The organism is Streptosporangium sp. DT93, from assembly GCF_049844535.1.
Classification (GTDB): Bacteria; Actinomycetota; Actinomycetes; order Streptosporangiales; family Streptosporangiaceae; genus Streptosporangium.
The window spans coordinates 276,674-295,301 of record NZ_JBNCLF010000007.1 but is presented as its reverse complement, the minus strand read 5'-3'; the positions used below and the strand labels follow the sequence as shown (position 1 = coordinate 295,301).

Here is an 18,628-nt window from a genome sequence, read left to right as displayed (position 1 = left end):
CCGGCGGGTCATGCCACGGCCTCACGGAAGATCTCGGTGAGCGTGGGCCGCTGCCAGCCGAAGTGCTCGACCTTCCCGGCCTTGACCGCGAGGTGCAGGATCTCCTGGCCGTCGCCCTCCACGCCCGCGACGAGGACCTCGTCCCCCTTCTCGGTGACCTCTCCCGGCAGGGTCGCGGTCCAGCCGGGGACGGCGTCCCTGACGACCACCCTGAGCAGGCCGCGCCCGCCGCGCTCGTGCAGGCTCTCGACCGTGCCGCTGGCCACCATGCGCCCGGCGGCGATGATGCCGACCGAGTCGCACAACCGCTCGACGAGGTCGAGCTGGTGGCTGGAGAAGAGCACCGGCACGCCCTGGCGGCAGCGCTCGGCGAGCACATCGGCCAGCGCGTCGACGGCCAGCGGGTCCAGCCCGGAGAACGGCTCGTCCAGGATGAGCGCCTCGGGCCGGTGCACCAGCGCCACCGCGAGCTGCGCGCGCTGCTGGTTGCCCAGCGAGAGCGTGTCGACCGCGTCGTTCGCGCGCTCGGTGAGCGAGAGCCGCTCCAGCAGCTCGCCGGTGGCCTTCTTCGCCTCGCCCGCGCCCAGGCCGCTGAGCCGTCCGAAGTACTCGACCTGCTCGGCCACCTTCATCTTCTGGTAGAGGCCGCGCTCCTCGGGCATGTAGCCGAACCGGCGGCGGTCCTCGAAGGTCAGCTCGCGGCCGTCGCGGCGTACGGTGCCCGAGTCGGCGGCCAGCAGGCCCATCAGGATGCGCATCGTGGTGGTCTTGCCCGCGCCGTTCGCGCCGACGAAACCGAACATCTCGCCCGGCTTCACGGAGAACGTCACTCCGGCCAGGGCGGTCTTGTCGCCGTACCGTTTGTTCAGGTCGTCAATCTCGATCATCAGGGGGACCCATCGGTGAGACGTCTCAGTACGGAGACGTAGTCATGGAACGCCCGGCGGCCCTCGTCGGTGAGGGCCAGCCAGGTGCGTGGGCGCTTACCCACGAAGGCCTTCTCCACGCGTACGTAGCCGGCCTCTTCCAGGGTGATCACATGCTTGGAGAGCAGGGAGTCGCTCACCTCGATCGTGTCGCGCAGGAAACGGAACTCGGCCCTGTCGGTGACCGCGAGCGCGGCCATGACCGAGAGACGGACGGGAGCGTGGATGACGTCGTCGAGCTCGTGGCGAGGATGCGACCCCGCCCCGCCCGCGCTGCCCGTCCCGTTGGTGTGGCCCGTCCCGGCTGCGCCGCCCGTGCCGCCCGTGCCGCCCGTGCCGTTCGTGCCGCCCGGGTCGCCCGTCGTGCCGCCCGGGTCGCCCGCGTGGCTCACCGTGCCGCCCGCAGCACCCGCCAGGCGGCGTAGAAGGGCGGCAGGCTCGCGCAGACCGCCAGCACGACCAGCGCCGCCTTCCAGCCGTTCCCCGGGTCGTCGGGGACGAGGAACAGGCCGACCAGGAAGACGACCGCGACGGCGCCGACGTAGGTGAGCGTGATCGGCCCGGTCCCCCTGCCGGCCCAGGTGACCTCGCGGTCCTCGACGCCCATGGTGCCGAGATACCAGGTGGAGGCGACGGTCAGGACGAGCCACATCAGGCCGGCCGCCGGCCGGGACCAGGCGGGGCCGAAGTTCATGACGGGCCAGTACACGATCGTGGCAAGGCCGACGACCAGGTAGATCAGCCCCGCGACGCGCGCCGGGCGGCGGGCGCGCCGGTCGATCTCGCCGATGCGGCGCAGGGCCTCCCGGGGTGTCAGTTCATCCTTCACGACTCCTCCTCCGCTCATATCTCGAACGATAATTGATACTCAACTTTCGTTCAAGTACTCGTCTCCTCTTCCGAGCCCGGAACCGGGTTTTGGGATAGCCGGTCCCCGTCTGGGAGACTGTGGCGATGCCGGAACGGGTTGTCCGCCACGCGGAGCGGGTTCCGCGGGCAGGGTGGGGAGAGCGATGACGAGCACTTTCGCAACGGTGGGTGTGGTCGGCCTCGGCACGATGGGCGCCGGGATCGCCGAGTGTTTCGCCCGCGCCGGGATCTCCGTGATCGGCGTGGAGGCCGGCCCGGAGGCGCTGGCCCGGGGCCGGGGCCACCTTGAGGACTCCACCGGCCGCGCGCTCGCCAAGGGCAGGCTGACCGAGGCCGTCCGCGAGGAGATCCTCGGCAGGGTGACCCTCACCACCTCGCTGGAGGACCTGGCCGACGCCGACCTGGTGATCGAGGCCGTCCCCGAGGTCATGGACTTCAAGCGGGCGATCTTCACCGACCTGGACCGGATCTGCAAGCCCTCCGCGGTGCTCGCCACCAACACCTCCTCGCTCTCGGTCACCGCGATCGCGGCCACCACCACCCGGCCGGGCCGGGTGATCGGCATGCACTTCTTCAACCCCGCGCCGGTCATGAGGCTCGTCGAGGTGATCCGCACGATGGTCACCGACCAGGGGCTGGCCGAGGAGGTGGCCGACCTCGCGCGGCGGCTCGGCAAGACCCCGGTCACCGTCGGCGACCGGGCCGGGTTCGTGGTCAACCGGCTCCTGCTGCCGTACCTCAACCACGCCGCCGTCCTGCTGGAGAACGGCGTGGCCGCCCGCGACGACATCGACACCGCGATGCGGCTCGGCGCCGGGCTGCCGATGGGTCCCTTCGCCCTGCTCGACCTGATCGGCCTGGACACCTCCTACGAGGTGCTGGGAGTGCTGTTCCAGGAGAGCCGCGACCGCCGCCACGCGCCCGCGCCGATCCTGCGCGAGCTCATCACGGCGGGCCTGCTCGGCCGCAAGGCCGGCGAAGGCTTCCACGGACCGGCCGGGGTCCCGGGGTCCGCGGGGTCCGCGGGGTCCGCGGGAGCCTCCGGGGCCGTTCGGGACGCCGCGCCGTCCGTGGACGAGCCCTCGGTGAAGCGGGTCGCGGTGCTGGGGGAGGGCGGCGACGCCTTCGCCGCCCGGCTGGCCGCCGAGGGCCTCACGATCGCGCCCGTGGAGGAGGCCGAGGCGGTCGTCGCGCTGTCCAGCGTCCCGGTGGTCGAGCTCGCCCCGCGGCTGCCGTACCCCGAGCGCCTGGTCGGCCTGCACCTGGTGGGCGAGGAGGTCGCCGAGGTCGCCTCCACGGTCCTGACCGACCCCGAGGTCGCGCGTGCGGTGCACGGGCTGGTCCGGGCCGTCGGGCGCGTGCCGGTGCCGTGCCGGGACCGGGCCGAGTTCGTGGTCGACGCGCTGCTGTACCCGTACCTCAACGACGCCGTCCGGATGTACGACTCCGGCTACGCCACCCGCGAGGACATCGACGTCGCGATGCGGCTCGGCTGCGGCTACCGCCAGGGCCCGTTCGAGACCATCGACGCGCTCGGCCTGGAGACCGTCCGCGACGGGCTGCGCGCCCTCTACGCCGAGTACCGCGAACCGTTCCTCGCGCCCGCGCCGCTGCTGGAGCAGCTCGTCGCGGCCGGGGCACGGAGCTTCCGAGACCTGCCGTGAGCCCGCGCAGGGCCCGCCGCGCCGGCCCCTTCGACCGTGGCGACAAGGGGGCGGCCCGTCCCGTGGGGGCCTTCGTGCCCGGCCTGGACCGTACCGAGGACTGGCCCGACGGCGAGTGGCGGGTGCGCCGGCTCACCGGCGGGGCGGCGGAGAAGGTCTACCGCTGCCCCGGCTGCGACCAGGAGATCGGCGCGCGCCTGCCGCACGTGGTGAGCTGGCCGGCCTGGCCCGGCGGCGAGGACGAGCGCAGGCACTGGCACACCGCGTGCTGGCGCAACCGGCTCAGGCACGGCCCCGGCCGCAGCAGGTACTGAACGACCCACCACGCCGACCACGCCGACCACGCGGATCTGAGGAGAGAGATGGAGATCAGGGCCTCCACGGTGCTGCCCGCGCGCAGGGAACCGATCGAGCTGCACACCGGCGACGGGCTGACCCTCGTCGGGGAGCTGGCCCTCCCGGCCGACCGGCCACCGGTCGCCACGCTGGTCTGCCTGCACCCGCTGCCCACCCACGGCGGCATGATGGACAGCCACGTGTACAAGAAGGCGGCCAACCGGCTGCCGGCCCTCGCCGGCCTGGCCGTGCTGCGGTTCAACACCCGTGGCACCACCTCCGAGCGGGGCACCTCCCAGGGCGCCTTCGCCGAGGGCGAGGACGAGCGGCTGGACGTCGCCGCAGCCCTGGAGTACGCCGACTTCCACGACCTGCCCCAGGTCTGGCTGGTGGGCTGGTCCTTCGGTACCGAGCTGGCGCTCCGGTGGGGGCACGATCCGCTGGTGCGGGGCGCGATCCTGCTCTCCCCGCCGCTGCGCAGGGCGGGCGACGCCGACCTCGACGCGTGGGCGCGGTTCGGCCGGCCGCTGGTCGCGCTGGTGCCGGAGTTCGACGACTACCTCCGCCCGCAGGAGGCCCGCGAGCGCTTCGCCCGGGTGCCGCAGGCCGAGGTCGTCGGGGTGGACGACGCCAAGCACCTGTGGGTGGGCGAGCCGTACGTGCGGATCGTGCTCGACGAGATCGTCCGCCGGGTGAACCCGGCCGCGTACCCCCTGCCCACCGAGGTGGCCGACGCGCCCGCCGGTTCGCACGCCGGGACCGCCGGGACCGCCGGCCTGCCCACGGAGGTCGCCGGTCCGTGATCCCGTCCGGCCCGGTCCGGCCCGGTCCGTGATCCCGCCCGGCCCGGTCCGGCCCGGACCGTGAGCCCCGTCCGGTTCAGGTCGATGCGGGGATTCTCGTGACCGTGCCGGCCGGTGTGTCCCGTCCGGGAGCCGGGATGTTCGCCCGGCACCGGTAACGGTGGTGGAACGGGGGGTGCCCCGGGCGGGCCGCGAGAATACGGTGGAGGGCGTGAGACTCCACACGCGTTCGGCGGGCGAGGGACTCCCGGTCGTCCTCCTCCATGCCTTCCCCCTGTCCTCGGCCATGTGGCTGGCCCAGCGGGAGGGCCTGGCCGAGACCTGCAAGGTCATCACACCCGACCTGCGCGGCTTCGGCGGCTCGGCGCTGGGCGAGGACGAGCCCTCCCTGGACGTGATGGCCGACGACGTCGCCCGGCTGCTGGACGACGAGGGCATCGACCGGGCCGTCGTCGGTGGCCTGTCCATGGGCGGCTACGTGACGATGGCCCTGTGCCGCCGCCACCCGCACCGCCTGCTGGGGGTCGTCCTCGCCGACACCAAGGCGAGCGCCGATCCCGAGGAGGCCAGGTCCGGCCGCGAGTCGATCGCCTCCGACGTGCTGCGGGAGGGCACGTCCGTCCTGGTGGAGAGGGTGCTTCCCGGACTGCTCGGGCGGACCACCCTCCAGCGGAGGGCGATGGTCTCCGGCCGGGTGCGGGGGCTGGTCCAGGCCGCCCCGCCGCAGGCCGTCGCCTGGGCGCAGCGGGCCATGGCGGCCCGCCCGGACTCCTTCGACACGCTACGGGCGTTGCGGGTGCCCGTCCTGGTGATCGTGGGGGAGGAGGACGAGATCGCTCCGCCCTCGGCCGCCGGCGCCATGGCCGAGGCGGCGCCCGACGGGCGGCTGGAAGTGATCGAGAAGGCCGGCCACCTCAGCGCGGTCGAGCAGCCCGAGGCGTTCAACCGGGCGGTGCGCGGTTTCGTGGCCGGGTTCGGCGGGGGGCCCGCACCTCGCCGGTGAGCGTGACGACCGTCGCGGTCCCGGCTCGGCGCGAACGGGGGAGCACAGAAAGAGAGCCCGGCGACCGTGAAGGTCACCAGGCTCTCCATCGACATTCGCAGCCGTCGTCAACGCCCCGAGTCGCCGGCCCCTACTCCTGCCACCACTCCGCGTCGTCGTCCTTCGTCTCGGCCCTGGCGGGGGCCGGGACCGGCTTCTCGACACCGTTGGCGCTCGCGGCCGGGATGGCCGGCTTCGGCGGGGCCGCGGCGATCGCGGGCTCCGGCTCGGCGGGCGGCAGCGGCGCGCCTCCCAGGAGCTGCCGCAGCTGGGCGAGGTGGCTGGTGATGCTGTCGCGCTGGCGGGTCAGCTCGTCGACCTGGCGCTGGGCGACCGAGCGGCTCCGCTCGGACTCGGCCTTGGCCTCGGAGACGATGGACTCCGCGCTCGCCTTGGCCTCCGAGACGACCTGGTCGGCGTTCTTGCGCGCGTTGGCCAGCAACTGCTTGGCGTGCGTGTCGGCCTCGCGGCGGGTCTGCTCGGCCTGCTGCGTGGCCTGGGTGGCCCGCTGCTCGGCGGTGGCCGCCCGCTGCTCGGCCTCGGCGACCAGCTTCTGGGTGGCGGCCTGCGCGGTGGCGTGCCGCTCGGCCTCCTGGCGCTCGGCGTCCTCGCGCCGGGCGGCGAGCTGGATCTCGAACTCCGCCTCGTCCTGGGCCCGCTTGGCCTCGGACTCCTCCAGCACCCGCTGGGCCTGGGCGCGCATCTCGTCGGCCTGGCGCTTGGCGGTGGTGAGGACCTCGTCGCGCTCGCGCTTGGTCGAGGCGCGAAGCTGCGCGACCTCGCGCTCGGTGGTGGTGCGCAGCTTGGCGATCTCGCGCTCGGCGTCGGCGCGCTTCTCGGCCACCTCGTGGTCGGCGGTGGCCCGCAGCTTGGAGACCTCGCGCTCGGTGGTGGAGGTCAGCTCGTCGGACTCGCGGCGGGCGGTCGAGCGGATCTCCTCGGCGTCGCGCTCGGCGCTGGTGCGCATCTCGTCGACCTCGCGGGTGGCGAGGGCCCGCTTCTCGGCCGCCTCGTTCTCGGCGGCGGCCCGCAGGTCCGCCGCCTCCACCTTGGACGCCGCCTTGATCTCGTTCGCCTCGGACCTGGCGGCCTGCACGAGCTCGGTCGCCTGCTCCTCCGCCAGGCGGAGCAACTGCTCGATCCGGGCGCCGAGGCCGGAGTAGGTCGGGCGCTCCTGCTCCTGGAGCTGCCTCTGCGAGTCGGACAGGTCCCGCTGCAGGGCCTGAACCTGCTCCCGGGCCTGTCGCAGCTCGCCGTCGACCTGCTTCAGATGGTCGTGGACCTGGTGCCGGTCAAAGCCGCGGAGCACCACGTCGAATTCCCGAGCGGGAGCGTCCTCGAAGAAGTTGTTGAGCTGGGCGTCGATGTCGGACTGCATGGAGGCTCGATCCTGGGTTGTCGAGACGGCTACACGGGCCGGACGGGGGTTTCAGGCATCCGAAGCGGGAGCCGGGGCGGGATCCACGTCCGGTGGTACGCCAGCGTACTCCGCCGGTGCCGAGTTGGCGGTCTCGTCCGGCTTTATGAGTGACTTGTTACGTATCGGCGTTTGTTGTATTCGACGTGCTCTCCGGGTGCCTTTCCGCGGCCTGGACGAGTTCCGTGAGCATTCCTCCTACGTCCTTGGGGTGGAGAAAGGCGATCGAGGAGTTCAGCGAGCCGTGACGGGGTGTCGCGTCGAGCAGTCGCACCCCCCTGTCACCGATCTTCTCCATCGCCTGCACGACGTCCGGGACGCCGAAGGCGACATGGTGCACTCCCTCCCCCCGCTTCGCCAGGAATTTACCGACGGGGGTGTCGGGACCGAGCGGTTCGAGAAGCTGGATGTACGATCCGCCCCCCTGTCCGTCGGCGATGTGCAGCATGGCCTCCTTGACCCCCTGCTGCTCGTTGACCTCTCGGGACACCACCTTGAGTTCGAAAATGCGTTCGAAGGACGCAATCCTCTCCTCAAGGTCGTGACAGGCGATTCCCACATGGTCGATGCGCATGAACATGGGGCGTTCCTCCATGGCGGTCGCTGGGACACTCATGGGTATGGTGGCAAAGTCGCCCCACATCCCGCCAGGGAGGCCCCTGTTATGTCTGGTTCCGTCATCGTCGCCGGAGCTCGTACCCCCATCGGACGCCTGCTCGGCTCGCTGTCCGGTCTGACCGCCGCCGAGCTCGGCGGCATCGCCATCAAGGCCGCGCTGGAGCGCTCCGGCGTGGCCCCCGACGCCGTCCAATATGTGATCATGGGGCAGGTGCTCCAGGCCGGCGCCGGTCAGATCCCCTCGCGCCAGGCCGCCGTGAACGCCGGCATCCCCATGACCGTCCCCTCGCTGACGATCAACAAGGTCTGCCTGTCCGGCCTGGACGCCATCGCCCTGGCCGACCAGCTCATCCGCGCCGGCGAGTTCGACATCGTGGTCGCGGGCGGCATGGAGTCCATGTCGAACGCCCCGCACCTGCTGCCCGGCCTGCGCAGGGGCGTGAAGTACGGGGCCGCCGGGATCGTCGACTCGATGGCCCTCGACGGCCTCACCGACGCCTACGACCAGGTGGCGATGGGCGAGTCCACCGAGCGGCACAACGCCCGCCTCGGCCTGACCCGCGAGGAGCAGGACGAGTTCTCGGCGCGCTCGCACGCCCTCGCCGCCGCCGCGATCAAGAACGGCACGTTCGACGACGAGGTCGTCCCGGTGTCGATCCCGCAGCGCAAGGGCGACCCGGTGATCGTCTCCGCCGACGAGGGCGTCCGCGGCGACACCACCGTCGAGGTCTTGGCGCGGCTGCGGCCGGCGTTCACCAAGGACGGCACGATCACGGCCGGTTCCGCCTCGCAGATCTCCGACGGGGCCTGCGCGGTGGTCGTGATGTCCAGGACCAAGGCCGAGGAGCTCGGGCTCGCCTGGCTGGCCGAGATCGGCGCGCACGGCAACGTCGCGGGCCCGGACAACTCACTGCAGTCCCAGCCCGCCAACGCGATCAAGCACGCCCTCGCCAAGCAGGGACTCTCGGCCGGCGAGCTGGACCTGCTGGAGATCAACGAGGCGTTCGCGCAGGTCGTCCTGCAGTCGGTCAAGGAACTCGGCGTCGGGCTCGACAAGGTCAACGTCAACGGCGGCGGCATCGCCGTCGGTCACCCGATCGGTGCCTCGGGAGCGCGCATCGTCCTCGCCCTCGCCCACGAGCTCAGGCGCCGGGGCGGCGGCCTCGGCGCGGCCGGGCTCTGCGGCGGCGGCGGCCAGGGCGACGCCCTGATCCTCCGCGTCCCCTCGGCCTGACCGTGGAGGTCCCCGACCTGGTCGAGATGGCCAGGGCCGGCCGGCCCCGGGCGGTGGCCCGGCTGATCTCCATGGTCGAGAACGGCTCGCCGCGACTGCGGGAGATCACCGCGCTGCTCTGCGCGGACCGGCCGCGCCGGGCCAGGATCATCGGCCTGACCGGCTCGCCCGGCGTCGGCAAGTCGACCTCGACGGGGATGCTCGTCCAGGCGTTCCGCAAGCGGGACCTGCGGGTCGGCGTGCTCGCCGTCGACCCGTCCTCCCCGTTCACCGGCGGGGCGCTGCTGGGCGACCGGGTCCGGATGCAGGACCACGCCACCGACCCGGACGTGTTCATCAGGTCGATGGCCAGCCGGGGACACCTGGGCGGGCTGTCCTGGGCGGCGCCGCAGGCCCTGCGCGTGCTGGAGGCGGCCGGCTGCGAGGTCATCCTGGTGGAGACCGTCGGGGTCGGCCAGGCCGAGGTCGACATCGCCTCGCTGGCCGACACCACCGTCGTGCTGCTCGCGCCCGGGATGGGCGACGGCGTCCAGGCGGCCAAGGCGGGCATCCTGGAGATCGCCGACGTGTTCGTGGTGAACAAGGCCGACCGCGACGGCACCCAGGCCACCGTCCGCGAGCTGCGCAACATGATCGCCCTGGTCGAGCGGCCGTGGAGGCCGCCGATCGTGCCGACCGTGGCCTTCCGGGGGGAGGGGGCCGAGGACGTGGTCGACGCCCTCGACGCCCACCTGGCCCACCTGGAGTCCTCGGGCGAGCTCGTCCGGCGGCGTCACGCCAGGGCCCGCGACGAGATCGAGGCGATCGCCCTGGCCGCGCTGCGCTCGCGCTTCGCGCACCTGCACGGGGACAGCCGCCTCGACACCCTGGCCACCCGCGTCCTGGACGCGGGGCTCGACCCCTACACCGCGGCGGACGAGCTGATGGAGGCGGTCGGCTGACCCGCCGGCCTCACCGCCCCCACGCGGCACGGCCCGGGCCGCGTGGCCCCGGGCCGTGCCGATCCGAGTGCCGATCCGAGTGCCGATCCGAGTGCCGATCCGAGTGCCGATCCGAGTGCCGATCCGAGTGCCGATCCGGGTGCCGGGGCCCGGGCCGGCGTGGTCCGGGCCCCGCCGGCGAGGGTGACGGGCTCCAGGCTCAGGTCTCGTCGGAGAACTTGACGACGACCTTCTTGAAGCCGAGACCCTTCATCATGCCCTCAAGCATGATCTTGGTGTTCTGGTCGGCGCGGTTGCGCAGGTCGCTGGCGACGGCCGCCTCGGTGATCTTCTTCTCGGCCAGCATGTACAGCTCCCGCTGGTCGCCGGGGGAGGAGGACAGCAGGTCCTCGACGCGGTCGAACAGGCCGCGCTGCTGGGCGTAGACGTAGGAACGCTTGTTGTCCAGGTTCGCCTTCTCCAGCTGGGCGCGGGGCAGCCTCACCGTGACCTCGGTACGGTCGGGGGAGACCGCCAGCGCGCCCCCGGCGATGCCGCCGAAGTCGACGTAGGCGTCGACGCTGCCCGCGCCGACGAAGAGCGTGCGGCTGCCCTTGACGGCGTCGGGCAGGAAGGCCGCGTCCTTCTCCAGGTCGACCACCACCTGGAAGTTGCCGGTGGCGGCCTCGAAGCGGCTGAGGTTGTGAATGGACTCCAGCAGCACGGGCTGGCTGCGGTCGACCGTGGTCTCGCCGAACGGGTTCAGCCACGACCAGGTCAGGCGGGCCCCCACCGCGAGGAGGACCGCGACGACGAGCAACCCGGCGAGGAGACGCCAGCGGCGCCTGCGCGGCGGCGCCGGCGGCGGTCCCGGCGGCCCTGGCGGAGCTTCTTGGGAGGCTTTCACGGCGCTCTCCTTCCCCGCACGGAGGTCTTCTCACCCGCAGCCTATGCCGATCTTGTCAGCCTCGCGGCGACGGTACCGCGCCACCCTCCGCGTGGGGAAGGCTGCGCGGGCCGGACGGCGTGCCGGTCCCGGGCCACGGCGGCGTGCCGGGTGCCTGGTGGGCGGGTCCGGGCCTCGGGTCGGGCCCGATCGAGGCGCCCCCCGCGCCCTGCCCGGCCTGGCCGTACCCTCCGCTCTGCCCTGTCCTGGAGGCATGATCCGCCTGCCCCCCGAAGTGAGTGCTCTGTAGCCTGCACCCGGTGAAGTCGGTGTAGTACAGCCGGAGCCAGTCGCGCCGCTGGACGTCGGTGAGGCCGGAGAACCACGCCGCGGCGTAGCGGTGCTCCGCGAGCGGACCGCCGGGAAGCGGCTCCCCCCTCAGCCAGGCGGCCACGATGTCGCGGTAGCCCGCGGCCGGGGTCGCGTCGCACCGCGAGGCCAGGCCGTCGACGAACTCGTCGGCCGCCTTCTCGGCGAACCCGGTGGCCAGGTCGTCCACGTGGATCGCGATCACACCCGCCGACAGGGGGGCGTCGTCGTCGCGGGAATGCTGCTCGACCCGGGAGAACTCCCCCGGGGTCCCCGCCAGCCGAGCCGCGATCTTGACGAACTCCGCGCTCAGCTCCGGCAGGCCCGCGCGCATCCCGGGGTGGACGCAGACCATGATCGGCCACTCCTGGCAGCTGTAGACGACGCGTTGCGCCGAGACCGGCTGCTGCTCGGTGAAGAGCCTGGCCATCCCCGTCCCGGCCGCCAGCACCGCGATCAGCGCGGCGGCCAGCACCAGCGCCTGACGGGTCACGACCGCCGCCCAGCCGAGCAGCAGCGCCGCGCTGATCCCCACCAGCCACAGCGTCTGGTCGGTGAACGCCGCCGCGTTCAGTCCCCGGAAGGGGTCGTACGGCTCCCGGGTGGCCGGGGCGAGCCGGTCGCCCCAGGCCGGTCCCTGCGACAGCCAGGTGAACAGGCTGTAGCAGCCCAGCCCGGACAGCACCGGCGTGATCGTCCAGGGCAGCAGCCAGCCGGTCACCCAGCCGATCACGACGTACAGCGCCAGCCCGGCCGCGCCCATCACCAGGCCGCTGGGCAGCAACCGCCCGGCCTGCTCGGTCATCATGGTCCTGACCGCCAGGATCATCACGGTGGCGGTGAACGCGCCCCCGGCGACCACCAGGATCGCCAGCGGCGCCCGTACCGCCTGCCACGGGGTGAGCGCGCGCCCGCCCGCGCCGCGCCGCCTGCGCACCGCCACCCAGGCGGCGAAGGCCGCCGCCACCGGGCCGGTCAGCCGGAGCGAGCCGATCACCGCGACGATGACGTTCTCCCACGCGCTGACACCGGGAACAAGGACGCTCCACGCGGCGGCCACCCCGAGCACGAGCAGGATGGCGACCGCCATCAACCCGCTCTGCCGGAGTTCCTCGCGCGAAACGCCCCTGCGCTCACGCACCGGCGGGCGTGGTGGGAACCCACGCCGCGTCGATGCGACCGGTATCGGTCCGGCGTGCGAACGCCGTCAAGTTGTCGTTCATCAAGACACCCCCCGTGCCGTGAATGTGTGGATGCCGGTCCCCTCGGCATCGGTCCGGCTCGCGTCCCCCGCAGGCCGGACGGAGAGATCATCGCGGCCACTTGGCCACGGCCTCACCATTCGATGTGGGAACCATAACGGAGCGTGATGTTTGGCGCCCGGGTTCTCGGTGAAGCCGTCAGTGCGGTGACGCTGCGCGTACGGACGGACCGGGGCGGAGCCGCGCTACCGTAGCCCTGTGGGCACAGGTCGGCTGAATCTCCCGTTTGACCCCATCGAACGCGCCGCCCAGACGTGGCGCGTTCACTTCGGGCCCTCCTCGGCCATGGCCGCCGTCACATCGATCATGAGAGCGCACCAGATCCTGCTGTCGCAACTGGACACGCTGCTCAAGCCCCACGACTTGACCTTCGCCCGGTACGAGGCCCTGGTCCTGCTGACCTTCAGCAGGACGGGGGCGCTGCCGCTGTCGCGCATCGGCGAGCGCCTGATGGTGCACCCCACGAGCGTGACGAACACCGTGAGCCGCCTGGAGCGCGCCGGTCTGGTACGGCGCCTGCCCAACCCGCGCGACGGTCGGGGCGTGCTGGCCGAGATCACCGACAGGGGCCGCGAGGTCGTCCGGCTGGCGACCGCCGACCTGATGGACGCCGACTTCGCCATGTCGGCGTACGGGGAGAGGGAACTGGGGGAGATGTTCGACCTGTTCAGGACCCTGCGCGTGGCAGCGGGGGATTTTGGTGTTGATTCTGGTCATGGCGACTCTGGTCATGGCGACGCTGACGCGTCGCGGTGAGTCCGCTCTGATCCGGCTCCTTCCCTCGTCGCTCATCCGCTTCGCTCCTTCGCTCCTCAGTCCAGTCGCCGGCGCGGACTCACGGGGAGTCCCTGGGATGGGGGGAGGGGGCGTTTCCCTTTGGGGGCGGAGTGGGGGGCTGGAATGCTGGCCAAGAATTAGTAGGACGTCCTAGTATCTGGGGGAGGCCACAAGCCGGATAGAAGCCACATGCCGTACAAGGGGGTTGGCCATGGACGCCGAGCAGGTCGAGGCGGGGCGCGCGCGCTGGCAGGCGCGGTTCGACGGGGCGCGCAAGCGCGATGCCGAGTTCCGCACGCTGTCGGGGCTCGACGTCGAACCGGTCTACGGCCCCGGCGGCGCCGACCCCCGGATGGAGCGCGTCGGCTGGCCCGGGGAGTTCCCCTTCACCCGGGGACTGCACCCCACCGGCTACCGGGGCAAGGCGTGGACCATCCGGCAGTTCGCCGGGTTCGGCAACGCCAGGCAGACCAACGAGCGCTACAAGATGATCCTCGGCGCGGGCGGCGGCGGGCTGAGCGTCGCCTTCGACATGCCGACGCTGATGGGACGCGACTCCGACGACCCGCGCTCGCTCGGCGAGGTGGGTCACTGCGGCGTGGCGATCGACTCCGCGCTGGACATGGACCTGCTCTTCGACGGCATCCCGCTCGGCGACATCACCACCTCGATGACGATCAGCGGCCCGGCCGTCCCGATCTTCTGCATGTACGTCGTGGCCGCCGAGCGGCAGGGGGTGCCGGTCGGGAAGCTCAACGGGACCCTGCAGACCGACATCTTCAAGGAGTACATCGCGCAGAAGGAGTGGCTGTTCGCCCCCGAGCCGCACCTGCGGCTGATCGGCGACCTGATGGAGTTCTGCGCCTCCGACGTCCCGGCGTACAAGCCGCTCAGCGTCTCCGGCTACCACATCCGCGAGGCCGGCTCCACGGCCGCGCAGGAGCTGGCGTTCACCCTGGCCGACGGGTTCGGCTACGTCGAGCTGGGCCTGTCGCGCGGGCTGGACGTGGACGTCTTCGCCCCGGGTCTGTCGTTCTTCTTCGACGCGCACATCGACTTCTTCGAGGAGATCGCCAAGTTCCGGGCCGCCCGGCGGATCTGGGCCCGGTGGCTGCGCGACGTGTACGGGGCCAAGACCGACAAGGCCCAGTGGCTGCGCTTCCACACCCAGACGGCGGGCGTCTCGCTCACCGCGCAGCAGCCGTACAACAACGTGGTGCGCACCGCGGTCGAGGCGCTCGCGGCCGTGCTGGGCGGCACCAACTCGCTGCACACCAACGCGCTGGACGAGGTGCTGGCGCTGCCGTCCGAGAAGGCCGCGGAGATCGCGCTGCGCACCCAGCAGGTCCTCATGGAGGAGACCGAGGTGGTCAACGTCGCCGACCCGCTCGGCGGTTCCTGGTACGTGGAGGCGCTGACCGACCGCCTGGAGGCCGAGGCCGAGGCGATCTTCACCAGGATCCGGGACATGGGCTCGGACGGCACGATGACCTCCGGCATCCTGCGCGGCATCGAGGACGGCTGGTTCATGTCCGAGATCGCCGAGGCCGCCTTCGACTACCAGCGCAAGCTGGAGAAGGGCGAGAAGCGGATCGTCGGGGTCAACTGCCACACGGCCTCCATCGACGAGCCGCTGGAGATCCTCCGCGTCAGCCACGAGGTCGAGCGCGAGCAGAACCGCGTCCTGGCCGAGCGCCGCGCCGGGCGCGACCAGGGAGCGGTGGACGCCGCCCTGTCGGAGATGGTGCGCGTCTCGCGGGGCGACGGCAACATGATCCCCGCCATGCTCGACGCCGCCAGGGCCGAGGCCACGCTGGGCGAGATCTGCGACGTGCTGCGCGCCGAGTGGGGTGTCTACACCGAGCCGGCCCGCTTCTAGCCGCGACGGCCCCTCCGGTGGCGAGGGGCCTTCCGGTGGCGACGGCCCCTGCGAGTGCAATGGGCCTTCCGGTGGTGAGGGGCCTTCCATAACGACGGCCCTTCCGGTGGCGAGGGACACCTTCTGGTGACGACGGACCGGGGCATCGGCCGGGATGCGGCAGGATTGGAGCATGAGCCCAGCGGACTTCACTCGACCCGGATCGCTCTACGGCGCCGTGGATCTCGGCGCACGAAAGCAGGCACTGGAGGCACAGGCGCGGCGGGAGACCGCCACGCAGGAAACCGGCGGTGCTCCGGCGCCGGTCCTCGACGTCGACGACGCCAACTTCGCGGCCGAGGTCGTCGAACGCTCCATGAACGGCCTCGTGCTGCTGGAGCTCACCGTCACCCGCGCCGAGCAGGCCAAGCAGTACAGCCTGCTGCTGGAGAAGCTGAGCGCGGAGAACACCGGCCGGTGGACCCTCGCCAGGGTCGACGTCGAGATCAGCCCGCAGATCGCCCAGGCCCTGCGGGTGCAGAACGTGCCCGCCCTGTACGCGATCTTCCAGGGGCAGCCGGTGGCGGTCGTGCCCGGCATCGCCACCGAGCCGCAGCTGCGCGACTGGCTCTCGCAGCTCATGGAGGCCCTCGCCCAGTACCTCCCGCCCCCCGGCGAGGAGCCCGAGCAGGGGGAGGAGCCCGAGCAGCCGCAGGAGCCCCCCGTCGACCCGGACGTGCTCGCCGCCGAGCGGGCCGTCGACGCCGGTGACCTCGACGGCGCCGTGGCCGCGTACGAGCGGCTGCTGGCCCGTTCGCCCAACGACCAGGACGCCAAGCTCGGCCTGGCCGGGCTCGGCCTGATCCGCCGGACGCAGGACGTCGACCCCGCCGACCTGCAGAGCCGCCTGGGCGACCCGGCCGACGTCGAGGCACAGCTCCTGGCCTCCGACTTCGACATGCTCGCCGGGGAGGTGGACCGGGCCTTCGACCGCCTCGTGGACGTGGTGCGCCGCACCTCCGGCGCCGAGCGCGACAGGGCCAGGGTGCACCTGCTCGGCCTGTTCGACACCCTCCCCGGCGACGACCCGTCCATCGGCAGGGCCCGCAGGAACCTGGCCAGCGCGCTGTTCTGACCCTCTCGCCGGGTTCGCGACGTCAGGCGAGGCGCGCGGACCCGGCAGGTGGTGGCACGATGGGAGGCATCCCAACCAAAGTCAGTCGCAAAGGAGCGTATTGGCTGTGGCCACCGTGCCGAGTGTGTCGTACTCCATCACCGTACGCCTGGAGGTGCCGGCCGGCGGCAAGGCCGTCAGCCAGCTCACCCACGCCGTAGAGTCCGCCGGGGGTGTGGTCACCGCGCTCGACGTGACCACGGCCGGGCACGAGAAGCTGCGCATCGACGTCACCTGCGCCGCGCGTGACACCGATCACGCGCAGGCGATCGTCGACAAGCTGGAGGGCGTCGAGGGCGTCGTCATCCACAAGGTCTCCGACCGCACCTTCCTGATGCATCTCGGCGGCAAGATCGAGATGAAGTCGAAGGTGCCGCTGCGCAACCGTGACGAGCTCTCCATGGCGTACACCCCCGGTGTGGCGCGGGTCTCCATGGCCATCGCCCGCAACCCCGAGGACGCCCGCCGCCTCACGATCAAGCGCAACACCGTCGCGGTCGTCACCGACGGCTCGGCCGTGCTCGGCCTGGGCAACATCGGCCCGGCCGCCGCGCTCCCGGTCATGGAGGGCAAGGCCGCGCTGTTCAAGCGCTTCGCCGACATCGACGCCTGGCCGATCTGCCTGGACACCCAGGACGTCGACGAGATCGTGCGGACCGTGCAGATCGTCGCCCCCGGGTTCGGCGGCATCAACCTGGAGGACATCTCGGCGCCGCGCTGCTTCGAGGTGGAGCGGCGGCTGCGCGAGCTGCTGGACATCCCGGTCTTCCACGACGACCAGCACGGCACCGCGATCTGCGTGCTGGCCGCGCTCACCAACGCGCTGCGGGTGGTGGGCAAGGACCTCGCCGAGGTCCGCATCGCCCTGGCCGGCGCGGGCGCGGCCGGTACGGCGGTGCTGCGCCTGCTGCTCGCCGCGGGCGCGCGCAACGTGATCGTCTGCGACTACCTGGGCGCGGTCCACCGCGGACGCGACGACCTGGACGAGTCGCTGCGGTGGATCGCCGACCACACCAACGCCGAGGGCTACTCCGGCGACCTGCGCGGCGCGGTCAAGGGCGCCGACGTGTTCGTCGGCGTGTCCGCGCCGGGCATCCTCAACGGCGACGACATCGCCACGATGGCCAAGGACGCGGTGGTCTTCGCGCTCGCCAACCCCGACCCGGAGGTCTCCCCGGACGCGGCCCGCGAGCACGCCGCCGTGGTCGCCACCGGCCGCTCGGACTACCCGAACCAGATCAACAACGTGCTGGCCTTCCCCGGTGTGTTCCGCGGCCTGCTCGACGCGCAGGCCACCGTCGTCAGCCAGGAGATGCTGCTGGCCGCGGCCAGGGCGCTGGCCGCCGTGGTGACCGCCGAGGAACTCGGCCCCAACTACATCGTCCCCAGCGTGTTCCACCCGGACGTGTCGGCCGCCGTCGCCGCGGCGGTGCGTGAGTCGGCCGGCGGCCGGGCGCGTACCGGCATGACCGAGGCCTGAGGCCCCTGGGGCCGACGCCCGGCACGAGGGCCGGGCGTCGGGGCCTCGCGTTCCGGGGCGGGTCCCGGGTCTTCGTGACCGTCGTCGCGGTCCCCGCACCCCGCGCCGTGGCGCGGTGTGCGCGGCCGGTGACGCATGCGGGGCTCCCGCACCGGAAAGGCAGGGGGGAGCAGCGCGCGGGGGGGTTCACCCCCCATGATGGAGGTATGGCGGAGGCGATCTACGTCGGTGGGCTCCTGGTGGCTACCCCGCAGCTGGAGGATCCCAACTTCCGGCGCAGCGTGGTCCTGGTACTGGAGCACGACCTCGACGGCGGCACCCTGGGCGTGGTGCTCAACAGACCCAGTGACATCTCGGTGACGCAGGTGCTCCCCACGTGGGACACGATGGTCACCGGACCGTCGGTGCTGTTCCAGGGAGGGCCCGTCCAGACCGACAGCGCCCTGGCGCTGGCGGCGGTGCCCAGCGGTCAGGAGCCGCTCGGCTGGCGGCGCCTGCACGCGGGCATCGCGGCGGTGTCCCGGCTGGGCACCGTCGACCTCGACGCACCCCCGGAGATCCTCGCCGGGGAGATCGCCCAGATGCGCATCTTCGCGGGCTACGCCGGCTGGTCGGCGGGACAGCTGGAGAGCGAGATCGGCGAGGGCGCCTGGTACGTCGTGGACTCCGAGCCCGGCGACACCTTCCACCATGATCCGGAGTCGCTGTGGCGGGCGGTGCTCCGCCGCCAGCGGGGCGAACTCGCCTACGTGGCCACCTGCCCGGACGACCCGTCGATGAACTAGCGGCCCCCGGGCCGGGGGAGCCTCGCGACGGCCCCTGAGCGGGTCTCCGGCGGTCCGTCCCACATGATCGGGCAGTCGTCCGGGGGACTCGTCCCGCGTGATCCCGGGGCCTTGTTCCGTACGATCCGGCGGCCCTCGCGGCGGGCCCCCCCCGCGCCCCCGGGGGGCGGGGGGGGGGGGGGGGGGGGAAAAAAGCACCGGGGGGGT

General features: G+C 72.5%; 18 protein-coding genes. 11 read left to right on the top strand and 7 right to left on the bottom strand.

Annotation, left to right across the window (positions count from 1 at the left end; all coding sequences use genetic code 11):
• Window positions 1-8: 8 nt before the first annotated feature.
• The 3 genes from ACLQ2R_RS18330 to ACLQ2R_RS18320 are packed head-to-tail and all read right to left on the bottom strand — an operon-like array spanning window position 9 to window position 1,755.
• Window positions 9-887 carry an ABC transporter ATP-binding protein gene (locus tag ACLQ2R_RS18330; RefSeq protein WP_425961044.1) on the bottom strand — a complete coding sequence of 293 codons (879 nt, stop codon included), beginning with the start codon at window positions 885-887 and terminating at the stop codon, window positions 9-11.
• On the bottom strand, window positions 887-1,318 hold the full coding sequence (locus tag ACLQ2R_RS18325) for a winged helix-turn-helix domain-containing protein (protein ID WP_425961042.1): 432 nt from the start codon (window positions 1,316-1,318) through the stop codon (window positions 887-889). The genes ACLQ2R_RS18330 and ACLQ2R_RS18325 overlap by 1 nt, the downstream gene beginning before the upstream one ends.
• Window positions 1,315-1,755 carry a hypothetical protein gene (locus ACLQ2R_RS18320; RefSeq protein ID WP_425961040.1) on the bottom strand — a complete coding sequence of 147 codons (441 nt, stop codon included), beginning with the start codon at window positions 1,753-1,755 and terminating at the stop codon, window positions 1,315-1,317. The genes ACLQ2R_RS18325 and ACLQ2R_RS18320 overlap by 4 nt, the downstream gene beginning before the upstream one ends.
• A 184-nt stretch (window positions 1,756-1,939) precedes the next feature.
• On the opposite strand from ACLQ2R_RS18320, the gene ACLQ2R_RS18315 reads away from it, so the two are divergent.
• The 4 genes from ACLQ2R_RS18315 (at window position 1,940) to ACLQ2R_RS18300 (ending at window position 5,602) form a co-directional block, all read left to right on the top strand.
• Window positions 1,940-3,460 carry a 3-hydroxyacyl-CoA dehydrogenase family protein gene (locus ACLQ2R_RS18315; protein ID WP_425961039.1) on the top strand — a complete coding sequence of 507 codons (1,521 nt, stop codon included), beginning with the start codon at window positions 1,940-1,942 and terminating at the stop codon, window positions 3,458-3,460.
• A complete protein-coding gene (locus tag ACLQ2R_RS18310; protein WP_425961037.1) occupies window positions 3,457-3,774 on the top strand; it encodes an ATP/GTP-binding protein in 318 nt (105 codons plus the stop codon). Before ACLQ2R_RS18315 ends, ACLQ2R_RS18310 begins: the two co-directional genes overlap by 4 nt.
• A 48-nt stretch (window positions 3,775-3,822) precedes the next feature.
• On the top strand, window positions 3,823-4,599 hold the full coding sequence (locus ACLQ2R_RS18305; protein WP_425961035.1) for an alpha/beta hydrolase: 777 nt from the start codon (window positions 3,823-3,825) through the stop codon (window positions 4,597-4,599).
• Between the two features lie 211 nt (window positions 4,600-4,810).
• Complete coding sequence (locus tag ACLQ2R_RS18300) at window positions 4,811-5,602, top strand: alpha/beta fold hydrolase (RefSeq protein ID WP_425961033.1); 792 nt, start codon at window positions 4,811-4,813, stop codon at window positions 5,600-5,602.
• A gap of 130 nt (window positions 5,603-5,732) precedes the next feature.
• On the opposite strand, the gene ACLQ2R_RS18295 is transcribed toward ACLQ2R_RS18300, so the two are convergent.
• Both ACLQ2R_RS18295 and mce read right to left on the bottom strand, forming a co-directional pair.
• The gene (locus tag ACLQ2R_RS18295; protein ID WP_425961031.1) at window positions 5,733-7,019 is read right to left on the bottom strand and encodes a DivIVA domain-containing protein; all 1,287 of its coding nucleotides are present in this window, start codon (window positions 7,017-7,019) and stop codon (window positions 5,733-5,735) included.
• Between the two features lie 157 nt (window positions 7,020-7,176).
• Window positions 7,177-7,638, bottom strand: coding sequence for a methylmalonyl-CoA epimerase (mce, locus tag ACLQ2R_RS18290; RefSeq protein WP_425961029.1), 462 nt, complete (start codon window positions 7,636-7,638; stop codon window positions 7,177-7,179).
• A gap of 84 nt (window positions 7,639-7,722) precedes the next feature.
• Between mce and ACLQ2R_RS18285 the strand changes: the two genes are divergently transcribed.
• Both ACLQ2R_RS18285 and meaB read left to right on the top strand, forming a co-directional pair.
• Window positions 7,723-8,910 carry an acetyl-CoA C-acetyltransferase gene (locus ACLQ2R_RS18285; RefSeq protein WP_425961028.1) on the top strand — a complete coding sequence of 396 codons (1,188 nt, stop codon included), beginning with the start codon at window positions 7,723-7,725 and terminating at the stop codon, window positions 8,908-8,910.
• A gap of 2 nt (window positions 8,911-8,912) precedes the next feature.
• Complete coding sequence (meaB, locus tag ACLQ2R_RS18280) at window positions 8,913-9,851, top strand: methylmalonyl Co-A mutase-associated GTPase MeaB (RefSeq protein WP_425961026.1); 939 nt, start codon at window positions 8,913-8,915, stop codon at window positions 9,849-9,851.
• Window positions 9,852-10,050: 199 nt separating this feature from the next.
• Here the strand turns inward: meaB and ACLQ2R_RS18275 are convergent, their stop codons facing one another.
• Both ACLQ2R_RS18275 and ACLQ2R_RS18270 read right to left on the bottom strand, forming a co-directional pair.
• Window positions 10,051-10,737 carry a DUF4230 domain-containing protein gene (locus ACLQ2R_RS18275; RefSeq protein WP_425961024.1) on the bottom strand — a complete coding sequence of 229 codons (687 nt, stop codon included), beginning with the start codon at window positions 10,735-10,737 and terminating at the stop codon, window positions 10,051-10,053.
• Window positions 10,738-10,792: 55 nt separating this feature from the next.
• Window positions 10,793-12,226 (bottom strand): hypothetical protein, encoded by a 1,434-nt coding sequence (locus tag ACLQ2R_RS18270; protein WP_425961022.1) that lies wholly within the window; start codon window positions 12,224-12,226, stop codon window positions 10,793-10,795.
• Window positions 12,227-12,560: 334 nt separating this feature from the next.
• Between ACLQ2R_RS18270 and ACLQ2R_RS18265 the strand changes: the two genes are divergently transcribed.
• From ACLQ2R_RS18265 to ACLQ2R_RS18245, 5 genes are all read left to right on the top strand, one after another.
• Window positions 12,561-13,103, top strand: a complete 543-nt coding sequence (locus ACLQ2R_RS18265) for a MarR family winged helix-turn-helix transcriptional regulator (RefSeq protein ID WP_425961159.1) — start codon at window positions 12,561-12,563, stop codon at window positions 13,101-13,103.
• A gap of 232 nt (window positions 13,104-13,335) precedes the next feature.
• The gene (locus tag ACLQ2R_RS18260; RefSeq protein ID WP_425961021.1) at window positions 13,336-15,003 is read left to right on the top strand and encodes an acyl-CoA mutase large subunit family protein; all 1,668 of its coding nucleotides are present in this window, start codon (window positions 13,336-13,338) and stop codon (window positions 15,001-15,003) included.
• A 172-nt stretch (window positions 15,004-15,175) separates the two neighbouring features.
• Window positions 15,176-16,117, top strand: a complete 942-nt coding sequence (locus ACLQ2R_RS18255; protein WP_425961019.1) for a tetratricopeptide repeat protein — start codon at window positions 15,176-15,178, stop codon at window positions 16,115-16,117.
• Between the two features lie 106 nt (window positions 16,118-16,223).
• The gene (locus ACLQ2R_RS18250) at window positions 16,224-17,636 is read left to right on the top strand and encodes an NAD-dependent malic enzyme (protein WP_425961158.1); all 1,413 of its coding nucleotides are present in this window, start codon (window positions 16,224-16,226) and stop codon (window positions 17,634-17,636) included.
• 206 nt (window positions 17,637-17,842) lie between these two features.
• Window positions 17,843-18,421, top strand: coding sequence for a YqgE/AlgH family protein (locus tag ACLQ2R_RS18245; RefSeq protein ID WP_386235442.1), 579 nt, complete (start codon window positions 17,843-17,845; stop codon window positions 18,419-18,421).
• The last annotated feature ends 207 nt before the right edge of the window (window positions 18,422-18,628 follow it).